The organism is Paraburkholderia dipogonis (assembly GCF_042680985.1).
Lineage (GTDB): Bacteria > Pseudomonadota > Gammaproteobacteria > Burkholderiales > Burkholderiaceae > Paraburkholderia > Paraburkholderia phytofirmans.
On the sequence record NZ_JBHUFR010000016.1, the window covers coordinates 563602 to 575988 of the forward strand.

The window sequence follows — 12387 nt, forward strand, 5'->3', positions numbered from 1 at the left end:
TCATTCAGCCGCTCGCGGATATTACACCACGGGCTCTCTTAAAACCGACTTAAAGGGCGCGATGACAAATTAGCCAACTTTGCGCGCGGCAAGTGTCGCTGGCGTGGATAGGCGCGGTGCGCGTGCGTCTGCTTTGCGTCTATCGTTGCTCGTGTCTGAGCATGGCTGGACATGTAGGGCAGCCGTGCATTCAATGACATAAAAGACGTGCAAGCCGAGCGTATTTTCAATGCGCAACAAGCCGCCTTTAATCGCTGGATGAATACCAAGCTTGCAATGCCGAAAGCTCGCGCATTTTGAGTGACGCCAATGTAACGATATGCAACGCGCCGACGCGCGTTGTGCGTCGCGCGATATGCATCGCTAAGTTCGTTACGCGAAACGGCCGCCTTTCGTGCTGGGATCGCCGAGCGGATCATCGTCGTCGCGCGGGGTGTCGACGCGTGGGCGTTTCAGCACGCTGCGCAGTTGCGCTTCCGTATCCGTCCGAAGTGTTGATCCTTCCGCCGATGCCGCTTCGGCTGCTGCCACGCGCGCGACGGCTTCAGCGGTTGCCGCGGCTTCCTCGTCGATGCCGGCGGCGAGGGCGGCGGCAAGACCGGCCGGCAACAACGGCGCGGGCTCTGCCTGCTCGGCTGCTGCGCCCGGTAATGTACCCGTCGATGCGCCTGGCGCAGGCGCATTGGCCCCCGCCGCGCCATCCGTGGACGCGCCGGTTGTGCTGTCGCCGTGCGTTTGCAAAGCCGGCGGCAATGCGGCGCGCGCATGCCGTGTGCCGCGCGCGACCCGTTGCAACGCGGCGTCGAGCGCGTCCGGCGCGCGGGGCGCGCGCAAACGGTCGACGATGCTGGCCGCTTTCACCTGTTCACTGGTCGCGCCGAAACTGAGGACCGCGCGCCGCATCAGCTCGCTGACGCTGATGCCCATATTCTCGGCGGTGGTGGTGATCGCGCGTTTCTGCGCGGTCGTGACGAATACGACGATGCGTTCGCTGGGCTTATTCATAGTCGGCTCGCATACTTGTTGGCATGGGCGGTTCAAAGCGGGCATTTGGCGGACGCCGCGGCGCGCGCACGTGTTAGCGCGCGCCGAGTCCATCATATGACGAGTTGCCCCGATGCGGAACGGGCGCGACATGAAAATCCCGTGACATCAATGAGTTGTAGCGTTTGCGGGCGGCTTGTCCACAGGCCTTTCAACATTTTCTGTGAATAACTCCAACCGCGCGGGAAAGCGCTCGTAGCACCGCCAGAAACTACAGACTCCTTTCGCGCGAAGGGAATTCTTACAAAAAAACTAACTTGGACCGCGCTTGATTTCTTTTAGAATGCGCTGTTACGTTGCGCCGGACTCGATCCGGGCGTGCCGTGCGGCCGGCCGGGGGCAAAGGGCCGCGCGGTGGTTTGCGCCTCAGGCTACGATGCTCGATCACGATCCATGCGCGCGCCATGAGCGCGTGCAGAAAGGCGTTCAGTCATGCGCCCACTATTCCAGTCATGCCAATCATCAAACGACCGCATTCATCCAATTCTCCGTCTGGTGAAGACCGGGACTCCTACCAACGCACGCCAGGACGCAATGCAGCTTCGCGCGATGCCGAGGCCGGCCGCCGTTCCCTCGGCGCGACGCTCGTCATCTGGTTCGCCAGCTTGCTCGCGACCATCGCGGTGGTGGGCGCGCTGATCGTCGGCTATGCGCTCGTGGTGATGGGGCCGCAACTGCCGTCGCTCGACGCGCTGACCGACTATCGTCCGAAGGTGCCGCTGCGGGTCTATACGGCGGACCACGTGCTGATCGGCGAATTCGGCGAGGAGCGGCGCTCGCTCGTGCGCTTCCAGGACATCCCCGATCAGATGAAGAAAGCCGTGCTCGCGATCGAAGACTATCGCTTCTACGAGCACGGCGGCGTCGACTTCATCGGCATTCTGCGGGCGGGTGTCTCCGACCTCTCGCATGGCGGCGCCTCGCAGGGCGCGAGCACGATCACCATGCAGGTGGCGCGCAACTTCTTCCTCTCCAGTGAGAAGACCTACACGCGCAAGATCTACGAAATGCTGCTCGCGTACAAGATCGAGCGCGCGCTGACCAAAGATCAGATTCTCGAGCTGTACATGAACCAGATCTATCTGGGCGAACGCGCTTATGGTTTCGCCGCGGCCGCGCGCGTGTACTTCGGCAAGGATCTGAAGGACATCACGCTGGCGGAATCGGCGATGCTGGCCGGATTGCCGAAGGCGCCGTCCGCGTATAACCCGGTGGTCAATCCGAAGCGCGCGAAGATCCGTCAGGAGTACATTCTGCGGCGCATGCTCGAACTGAAATACATCAGCCAGGATCAGTACGATCAGGCCGTGAAGGAAGAGATTCACACCAAGAATCCGGGCAACGAATATAGCGTGCACGCCGAGTACATCGCCGAAATGGTCCGGCAGATGATGTACGCGCAGTACAAGGACGAAACCTATACGCGCGGCCTGAACGTCACCACCACGATCGACTCCGCCGACCAGGACGCCGCTTATCGCGCGGTGCGCAAGGGCGTGATGGATTACGAGCGGCGCCATGGCTATCGCGGGCCGGAAGGTTTCGTGCAACTGCCCGCGCCGGGCGACGACCGCGACCAGACTATCGACGACGCGCTCACCGATCACCCCGACAACGGCGAGATCATCGCCGCCGTGGTGACGGACGCGGGTCCGAAGCAGGTCAAGGCGCAACTCGTGGACGGCACGCAGGTGACGATCAGCGGCGACGGTCTGCGTTTTGCCGCCGGCGCATTGAGCGCGCGCGCCACGGCCGCCACGAAGATCAAGGCCGGCTCGATTGTGCGCCTGATCGCGGACGACAAGGGCAACTGGCAGATCACGCAACTGCCGCAAGTGGAAGGCGCGTTGGTGTCGCTCACGCCGCAGGACGGCGCGATTCGCGCGCTGGTGGGCGGCTTCGACTTCAACAAGAACAAGTTCAACCACGTCACGCAGGCGTGGCGTCAGCCGGGTTCGAGCTTCAAGCCGTTCATCTATTCGGCTGCGCTCGACAAGGGTCTCGGACCGGCCACGATCATCAACGACGCGCCGTTGTATTTCCCGTCGAGCACGCCTGGCGGCGACGCGTGGGAGCCGAAGGACGACGATCAGCCGGACGGTCCGATGCCGCTGCGTCTCGCGTTGCAGAAGTCGAAGAACCTCGTGTCGATCCGCATTCTGTCGTTCATCGGCACCAAGTACGCGCAAGACTTCGTCACGCAGCGTTTCGGTTTCGACGCCGACAAGACCCCGCCGTATCTGCCGATGGCGCTCGGTGCGGGCCTTGTCACGCCATTGCAGTCGGCGGGTGCGTATTCGGTGTTCGCGAACGGCGGCTTCCGGATCAATCCGTATCTGATCAACGAGGTCACGGACGCGCGCGGCCAACCGCTCTCCAAGGCGCAGCCGCTGACGGCCGGGCGCGATGCGCCGCGTACGCTGGAACCGCGTAACGCGTACATCATGAACAGTCTGCTGCATTCGGTGGCCACGGCCGGCACGGGCGCGGGCACCAACGCGCTGCATCGTACCGACTTGCAGGGCAAGACAGGCACGACCAACGACGCGAAAGATGGCTGGTTTGCCGGTTATCAGCAGTCGCTCGTGGCGGTGGCGTGGATGGGCTACGACCAGCCGAAGAGCCTCGGCAGCCGCGAATTCGGCGCGCAACTGGCATTGCCGATCTGGGTGGAATACATGCAGCGCGCGCTGCGCGGGGTGCCGCAAAGCGAACCGGCGCAACCGGACGGCGTGACTTCCGTCGACGGTGAACTGTTCTATACGGATATGACGCCGGGCAATGGCTTCGTCGCCAGCATCGGACTGGACTCGGCGAATCCGACCGCCGGCGTGAGCGATGCGGTCGGCGGCGTCGGCCCTGCGGGTATGACGCCGCCGGCGGTGCCGCCGCCGAGTGTCTCGTCGAACGAGAAGAAGCAGATCCTGGATCTGTTCGAATCGAACAAGCCGTGATGCACTCCAAGGGCCTTCCCTTGGAGTGCGGCGAGTGGGCGCGGACCGTTCGAATCTTGCGGCCGCGCACGCAGGCAAGTTTTTGAAAGAACGGGAAACCGCCGCCCGGACGGCATGCGCGCCGTTCGTCGGGTGGTGCGACCAGCGGAATCTGTGTTCGCCACGCGCGATGTGTTTTAATCACGCCGGCGGTGCTTTCTCAAGGGTCCTAAAGGACGCCTGATCCCTAGACGGTTTCTCGGCCTCCAGCACCACTGCGTCTCGCCGCGAGTGAGGCGTCCATTCTCGAACCCCCGCGCCGCGCGAGACCCGGTATGACGCGCGCGCATGTCACTTCGTCCGCTGGCAATGCAGAGTGCCGCGGCCGGCGTGTTTGCCATCCAGCATCCACCGGGTCCCGCCTTGTGAAAAGTCGAATCCTGATCTGTCTGATGACAGGTCTGCTGCGCGCGTTTGCCTTTTTGCCGTATAGCCTTGTCGCGCGAATCGGCACCGGCATCGGCGCTTTGCTGTACCGAATTCCGAGCACGCGGCGGCGCGTCGTGCATACCAACCTGAAACTGTGTTTTCCGGATATGAGCGACGAGGCACGCGAGCGTCTGGCGCGCGCGCACTTTTGTCACGTAATCCGCAGCTATGTTGAGCGCGGGCCGCAATGGTTCGGCAATGCGCAGGCGCTGGCGCGACTCGTCGAAGTGGAGAGCGCGATCGATCTGTCCGACATGGAAGGGAAGCCGACGATTTTCGTGGGCTTTCATTTCGTCGGTATCGAGGCGGGCTGCATGATGTACTCGACGCGGCATCCGGTCGCGTCTCTCTATACGCCGATGTCGAATCTCCTGCTCGACGCGATGGCCAAGCGACAGCGCGGCCGCTTCGGCACGGAGATGATTCCGCGCAGCGATAGCGTGCGGCGCGCGTTACGCGCGTTGCGTGACGGCAAGCCGGTGATGCTGGCCGCGGACATGGACTTCGGCTTGCGCGATTCGGTGTTCGTGCCGTTTTTCGGCGTGCCGGCCTGCACACTGACCTCCGTCTCGCGGATGGCGCGCGCGGCGAATGCACGGGTGGTGCCGTTCGTGACGGAAGTGCTGCCGGATTATCGCGGCTACAAGCTCACGATTTTCGACGCGTTGAGCGATTTCCCGTCCGACGATGCAACGGTCGACGCACGGCGCATTACCGAGTTTCTCGAGACGCAGGTGAGGCGGATTCCTGATCAATATTATTGGGTGCATAAGCGGTTTAAGAATCGGCCGGCGGGGGAGGCGGGGGTTTATTGATGTGGGTACGTGTCAAACGGGTCTGCGGGTGAATGTGGTGCAGGGTCAAGTACTTAGGTAGGATCTCCTGGCGTTATCAACAGCCCTGTCAACACAATCTGTGGACAAGCGGCAGCGCCGCCAGTCATTCCCTCAGTGCCCAACGCCGCTGCATCCACCTGCACCTCGCGTAACAAACCCATTCGGGTCAAGCACTTAAGCGGGTAGCCCTGGAGTTATCAACAACCCTGTCAACATAAACTGGGGATAACGTTGAGGCATCCCAGGATCTTCGTTCAGTGGAAGAGTCATCGTTCCGCGCCCGCTGGTTCATTCCGTACCGCCCGCACGAATCTCCGTGCGTTCAATGAGTTAGCCCGCTTGTCAGATAGTTTTCAACAGGCTCATCAACAAAAAGTGGGGATAAGTTGCCACGGCTCGATACGGAATCCCAGGTTTGCTATTCGGAGATGCCCGCGTTCGCAGCAGGAATCGCGGATGCCGAAGCCGAAGCCGACGCCGCAGTCGAAGCGGACGCGAAATCCGTCGCCGTCCCCACCGGCGGATTCCCCATCGCCTGAAACAACGCCGCCGTGTCCGTCAAACGCGCGCTCATATAACGGATCTCATCAAGCTGCGCGTTGCGGAACTGCTGCTCGCTCGACCGTGCTGATGCAACCGGCAACGCCCCCAATCGATAACGCCCCGAGCTCTCATCAAAGATCCCTTGCGCCGAGCGCGCCGCAATGTCCGCAGCGTCCAACGCCTGCGAATCGTGCTCGAGCGCGGCGAGCGTATCGGCGACATTCTGGAACGCGGCCAACACCGTCTGTTTGTACTGCGAGACCGTGGCATCGTAGGTATCGACAGCCGCGCGCCGTTGCGCGAACAGGGCGCCGCCATGAAACAGCGGCTGCGACAGCGACGCGCCAATGCTCCAGATCGCGCCCGCGCCGGAGAGCGCCACCGGCCAGCTAAAGCCGCCTTGTCCCATCGACGCGCTCAGCGACAGGCTCGGGAACATCTGCGCTGTGGCGACGCCGACATCAGCCGCGGCAGCCTTCAAAGCGGCATCGGCGGCCTGGATGTCGGGGCGCGCGCGCAGCAGCTCCGACGGCACCACCACGGGCACCTGTTCAGGCACACGCAATTGCGCGAGTTCAAGATCGTCCGGCGCCGCATCCGGCGTGCGGCCCAGCAGCACCGCCAACGCGTGCCGCGTGCTCAGCCATTGCTGCTTCAGCCCCGGCAAACTCGCCGACAGACTGGCCGCGCTTTGCTGCGCGCTCAACTGATCGGCATGCGAAACGGCGCCCAATGCATAGCGCCGCTGTGTGTCGCGGGCCTGATCGTTGGCGATCGTCACGAGCCGTTCGGTCGTCTCGATCTGCGCATGCAGCGCGGCGCTCGTGATCGCGGCGGTCACGATGTTGGCGGCCAGCGCGCGGCGCGCGGCGTCGAACTGATACGCCTGAACGTTGACGCGCGCCGCGAGCGCGGCGTCGGCCAGACGCGCGGCGCCGAACAGGTCGAACGTATAGTGCGCTTGCAATTGACCGACGAAGATGTTGTAGAGAAACGTGTTCGGTCCAGCCTCGGGGATTGCCAGCGCGCGATTGCGGGTCGCCTGGCCGCCGAGGTCGACGGTCGGCAGCATCGAACTGCCGATCTGCGCGCGCAACTGCTCACGCGCGGCGGCGAGGCTCTTGTCGGTCGCGGCGAGCGTCGGGCTGTTGCGCAGGCCTTCATCGACAAGCGCGTTCAGCGCGTCCGACCGATACAGCTTCCACCATTCGGGCACCGGCTTCGCGCCGACCACGAACTGTTGGGTGACGCCTTGCGCGGGCACGGTTTGCGCCGGCTGCGCCTGTGCGCCGTAGTGGGCCGGTTGCGGCATCGCGGGCGGCTCGCCGCTCGGCCCGAACGAGCAGGCGGCGAGCGCGCATGCCATGCCGGTGAGGGCGGCGCGGCGCGAGTATCGGGAGAAGATGAAAGTGGCCATGCTCAATTCCCCGTATGCTTCGGACCGGACGTCTGCGGCTCGCGTTCATCGGCACGCACGCGAAACGACACGGCGTACAGCGCGGGCAGATAGAACAGCGTGAGGATGGTGGCGCTCGTAATGCCGCCCATCAGCGCGGTCGCCATCGGGCCGAAGAAGTTCGAGCGCAATAGCGGAATCAGCGCGAGCACGGCCGCCGCCGCGGTCAGCGTGATCGGCCGGAAGCGCCGCACGGTCGCGCCGACTATCGCATCGAAACGCTTATGTCCCGACGCAATGTCCTGTTCGATCTGATCGACCAGAATCACCGAGTTGCGCATGATGATGCCGAACATCGCGATCACGCCGAGCATCGCGACAAAGCCGAACGGCTGGCCGAACAGCAGCAGCGTGAGTACCACGCCGATCAGCCCGAGCGGCGCGGTCAGCACGACCATCAGCACGCGCGCGAAGCTTTGCAGCTGGATCATCAGGAGCGTGAGCACGGCGATGATCATGATCGGCATCTGCGCATTGATCGAGGTCTGGCCTTTGCCGCTTTCCTCGACCGAGCCGCCGATTTCGATCCGGTAGCCGACCGGCAGGGTCGCGCGAATCGGGCCCAGCGCCTTGTCCACCGCATGCGTGACGTCGATGCCTTGCGCGTCCGGCGCGACGTCGGACTGCACGGTGAGGGTCGGCTGACGGTCGCGTTCCCAGATCACGCCGTATTCGAGGTCGTTGCGCAAATGGCCGAGCGTGCCGAGCGGCACGGGACCGTTTGGCGTGGGCATCGCCAGCGTGACGAGTTGCGCGGGGTCGACGCGCTCCGCTTTCGGCGCACGCAGATCGACGCTGATCAGTTTGTCGCGTTCGCGATACTGCGTGACGGTGTAGCCGGAGAGCGTCATCGCGAGGAAGCTCGAAATGTCGTCGGAGCTGACGCCCAGTTCGCGCGCTTTCTTCTGATCGACTTCGAAGCGCACCGAGCGTTCGGCGGGTTCGTCCCAATCGAACTGGACGTTGCGGGTGCCGCGGTCCGCGCGCAGGGTCGCGGCGACGCGCTCGGCGATCGAACGCACGGTGGCGATGTCGTCGCCGCTCACACGGAACTGCACCGGATAGCCGACGGGCGGCCCGTTCTCAAGGCGCGACAGGCGCGTGCGAATCGCCGGGAAGTTGTTGCGCAATTCCGGTTCGAGCCATTGCGCGAGTTTTTCGCGATCCTTCACCGACTTCGCCGTGATCACGAATTGCGCGAAATTGGGCTGCGGCAATTGCTGATCGAGCGGCAAGTAGAAACGCGGCGCGCCGGTGCCCACGAAGTCGACCGTATGATCGATTTCCGGGCGGCCCACCAGCGCTTTTTCCAGCCGCTGAGCCTGGCGCAGCGTGGCTTCGAACGACGCGCCTTCGGGCAGGCGCACGTCCACCAGCAACTCGGGACGGTCCGAACTCGGGAAGAACTGCTGCGGCACCAGCGTGAAACCCGTCATTGCCAGCGCGAACAGCGCGACCGTAATCGCCAGCACGACGAAGCGCCGCTCGATGCACCAGCCTATCCAGCCGCGCAGGCGGCGGTAGAAACGCGTGTCGTAGATGTCGTGCTCATGATCGTCGGGCAAATGCGCTTCGTGCGCCTCGCGTTTGCGCTCGGGCAGCAGGTGATAGCCGAGTAGCGGAATCAGCACGACCGCGGCGAGCCACGAGGCGATCAGCGCAATCGCCGACACTTCGAAAATCGAGCGCGTGTATTCGCCGGTGCTCGACTTGGCCAGTGCGATCGGCAGAAAACCGGAGACGGTGACGAGCGTGCCGGTCAGCATCGGAAAAGCGGTGCTGGTGTACGCATAGGCCGCGGCGCGCGTGCGGTTCCAGCCTTGCTCCAGCTTCACCGACATCATCTCGACGGCGATGATCGCGTCGTCGACGAGCAGTCCGAGCGCGAGCACCAGTGTGCCGAGCGACACCTTGTGCAGGCCGATGTCGAACAGATACATGCACAACGCGGTGACGGCGAGCACCACCGGGATCGAGATCACGACCACCATGCCGGTGCGCACGCCGAGCGAGATCAGGCTCACCACCAGCACGATCGCCACCGCTTCGGCGACGGCTTCGAGAAAGTCGTCGACCGAACGCGCGACCGCGTCCGGCATGCTCGACACTTCGACCAGTTGCAGGCCGGCGGGCAGCGCCTTTCGCAACTGCGCCATCTGCTGATCGAGTGCCTTGCCGAGGCGGATCACGTCGCCGCCCGGCTGCATCGTCACGCCGATGCCGAGCACGGCCTTGCCGCCGGCGCGCATTTGCGTGACGACGGGGTCGTCGTAGCCGCGTTTGATCGTAGCGATATCGCCGAGACGGAACGAGCGGTTGTTGATGCGGATCAGCGTGTCGGCGAGCGCGTTGACGTCTTTGAACTGGCCGGTGGGGCGCACGAACACGCGGTCGTCGGTGGCGGTCAGCGTGCCGGCTTGTGAGACGCTGTTCTGCGAGTTGATCGCCTGGCCGAGTTGCTGCGGCGAGATGCCGAGACGCGTGAGTTGCGTGTTGGCGATCTCGATGTAAATGTGCTGGTCCGGATCGCCGAAATAATCCACCTTGCCGACGCCCGGCACGCGCAGCAGCACCGTGCGCAACTGGTCAGCGTAGTCGTGCAGTTGCGCGGGAGAGAAGCCGTCGCCTTCGAGCGTGTAGATGTTGGTGTAGACGTCGCCGAACTCGTCGTTGAAGAACGGGCCTTGAATGCCTTGCGGCAGCGTCGCCGCAATATCGCCGACTTTCTTGCGGACCTGATACCAGGTCTCAGGCACGTCCTTGACCGGCGCCGAGTCCTTCATCGAGAAGAACATCAGCGATTCGCCGGGGCGCGAGTAGCTGCGCACGAAATCGATGGCGGGCGTCTCCTGCAATTTGCGGCCGATGCGGTCCGTCACCTGTTCCTGCACCTGGCGCGCGGTGGCGCCCGGCCAGAAGGTGCGGATCACCATCACACGGAAGGTGAACGGCGGATCTTCGGATTGCGCGAGCCGCGTATAGGCGAGGATGCCGAAAGCGGTCGCGAGGGCGATGAGGAAAACCACCAGCGCCTGATGGCGCAGCGCCCATGCGGACAGGTTGAAGCGTCCTTCTTCGTGCGGCGTGCTCATGAAGCGAAGTCCTCGGGATGCAGCGGCGCGATCGCGCGGACTTTTTCGCCGGCCGTCACCGTATGCACGCCTTGCAGCACGACGCGTTCGCCGTCCTTGAGACCTTGACCGATTGCCACGGTGCGTTCGTTGTAGCGCGTGACCGTTACGCGGCGCAGTTCCAGCGCGTTATCCGCGGCGCGCACGATCCACACGGCGGGCTGCGTGCCGTCATGGAACAGCGCCGTGGCGGGTACGGTGAACGACCCGTGCTGACCGGCCGAGGCGCTGGCTGGCGCGGCGAGTTCGATATCCGCGGTCATGCCGAGGCGCACGTCCGGGCCGGGATTGTCGAGCGTGAGTTTGGCGCGATAGGTGCGGCTTTGCGGGTCGGCGGCGGGCGACAGTTCGCGCACGCGCGCGGTAAATTTGCGCGCCGGCAACGCGGCGAGCGTGACGTTGGCGGTTTGCCCGACCGAGAGCGCAGCGAGCGCGCTTTCCGGCACGTCGCACACCACGTCGATGTCGCCGCTCCACGCGAGGTTGTAGACGGCCTGGCCCGCGGAGACGTTCTGGCCCGTGTCGGCCTGTTCGGCGGTGATCACGCCGGCGTGATCGGCGGCGAGCGTGGTGTATTGCAACTGGTCGTTCGACAACGCAGCCTGCTGCGCGGCCTGATCGCGCTGCGCGAGCGCGGATGCGTACGCATTGGTGGTCTGTTCGAGTTGCGCGGGCGCGATCAGGTTCTCTTTGGCCTGCGCCTGATCGCGATCGAGTTGCTGCTTCGCATAGACGAGAGCGTGCTGCGCGGCGGCGAGTTGCGCCTGCGCGCTCGCGGCGTTCTTTTGCTGATCGGCCGGATCGAGGCGGGCGACGATCTGCCCGTTCTTCACCACATCGCCGAGACGCACGCGCCGCTCGACGATCTTGCCGCCGACGCGAAACGACAGAGGCGTCGAATAACGCGCCTGCACCTCGCCGGGCAAGGAAGCCGCCTGCGCGGCGCTGCCGTCAGCATGCACGGCGACGGCCACCACCGGACGCGGCTCGGGCGCCGCGGCTTCCTTCTTCGAACACGCGGCCAGCATGACGACGCCGGCCAGAACCAGCACGAATGCGGCGCGCCGCAGGTGCGCGCGATGACGAAACGGATGGGACTGCGGACGCATCGTGGACGATGCGGGAAGACCGGGACGCTTCACAATTACCCCAACTGGAGACAGCGAACGAACAGGGCAAGCCGCAGCGGCCCGCCAGCGAAGACGCGCCGGCCGTTTCATGCAATTGGCATACGCGACTGATTCGGAATGACGGAGTGCATTCTAATACACACCTGTATCTGAATGTTAGGGTGAATTCGAATTCTTTTCAGTGCTAGACTTGCGGCCATGAAACGGCAACGACTGACACGCGAGCAGAGCAAGGACCAGACGCGCGAGCGTCTGCTCGACGCTGCGCAAGCAATTTTTATGAAGAAAGGGTTTGTCGCGGCGAGTGTCGAAGACATCGCTGCGGCGGCGGGCTATACGCGTGGCGCGTTCTATTCGAATTTCGGCAGCAAGAGCGAGTTGTTTCTCGAACTACTGCGGCGCGACCACGAGGTCATGCAGGCAGGGCTGCAGGCTATTTTCGCGAACGCGGCATCGCGTGAGGAAATGGAAGAGCGCGTGCTGCGCTATTACAGCAACCTGCATCGCGAGAACAAGTGTTTCCTGCTGTGGGCGGAGGCGAAGCTGCTCGCGGTGCGCGACGGCCGCTTCCGGATTCGCTTCAACGCATTCATGCACGACAAGCTCGAGCAATTGTGCGTGTACATTCGCGAGTTTTCGGCGCGGGTCGGCACGCCGATGCTGATGCAGCCGGAGACGCTGGCGATCGGCCTGATGAGCTTGTGCGACGGCTTGCAGTTCTTCTACACGGTCGACCCGCAGAACGTGCCGGCGGAGAGAGTTGAAGCGGTGCTGGCGGGATTTTTCGCGCGCGTGGTGTTCGGGCGCGATGCGTAAGCGCGTTGG

7 protein-coding genes are annotated in these 12387 nt (G+C 64.0%); 3 read left to right on the forward strand and 4 right to left on the reverse strand.

The annotated features are described in order from the left end of the window. Nucleotides 1-372 precede the first annotated feature (372 nt). Entirely contained in the window at nt 373-1005 is a 633-nt protein-coding gene (locus ACFSNN_RS22700; protein WP_134455835.1) for a hypothetical protein, read from the reverse strand. 491 nt (nt 1006-1496) lie between these two features. Between ACFSNN_RS22700 and ACFSNN_RS22705 the strand changes: the two genes are divergently transcribed. Next, nucleotides 1497-3998: a penicillin-binding protein 1A gene (locus tag ACFSNN_RS22705; RefSeq protein WP_134455836.1), complete on the forward strand. Its 2502-nt coding sequence runs from the start codon at nt 1497-1499 to the stop codon at nt 3996-3998. Between the two features lie 404 nt (nt 3999-4402). Next, nucleotides 4403-5281: a lipid A biosynthesis lauroyl acyltransferase gene (locus tag ACFSNN_RS22710; protein WP_377747219.1), complete on the forward strand. Its 879-nt coding sequence runs from the start codon at nt 4403-4405 to the stop codon at nt 5279-5281. A gap of 439 nt (nt 5282-5720) precedes the next feature. Here the strand turns inward: ACFSNN_RS22710 and ACFSNN_RS22715 are convergent, their stop codons facing one another. From ACFSNN_RS22715 to ACFSNN_RS22725, 3 genes are read right to left on the reverse strand one after another with little or no spacing between them, the layout of a single operon-like run. Further along, the gene (locus ACFSNN_RS22715) at nt 5721-7262 is read right to left on the reverse strand and encodes an efflux transporter outer membrane subunit (RefSeq protein ID WP_134455837.1); all 1542 of its coding nucleotides are present in this window, start codon (nt 7260-7262) and stop codon (nt 5721-5723) included. A 2-nt stretch (nt 7263-7264) separates the two neighbouring features. Then, complete coding sequence (locus tag ACFSNN_RS22720) at nt 7265-10393, reverse strand: efflux RND transporter permease subunit (RefSeq protein ID WP_377747223.1); 3129 nt, start codon at nt 10391-10393, stop codon at nt 7265-7267. Then, nucleotides 10390-11541, reverse strand: coding sequence for an efflux RND transporter periplasmic adaptor subunit (locus ACFSNN_RS22725; RefSeq protein ID WP_134455838.1), 1152 nt, complete (start codon nt 11539-11541; stop codon nt 10390-10392). Before ACFSNN_RS22725 ends, ACFSNN_RS22720 begins: the two co-directional genes overlap by 4 nt. A 219-nt stretch (nt 11542-11760) precedes the next feature. Here ACFSNN_RS22725 and ACFSNN_RS22730 point away from each other — a divergent pair, with 219 nt between their 5' ends. Next, nucleotides 11761-12378 carry a TetR/AcrR family transcriptional regulator gene (locus ACFSNN_RS22730; RefSeq protein WP_134455839.1) on the forward strand — a complete coding sequence of 206 codons (618 nt, stop codon included), beginning with the start codon at nt 11761-11763 and terminating at the stop codon, nt 12376-12378. The last annotated feature ends 9 nt before the right edge of the window (nt 12379-12387 follow it).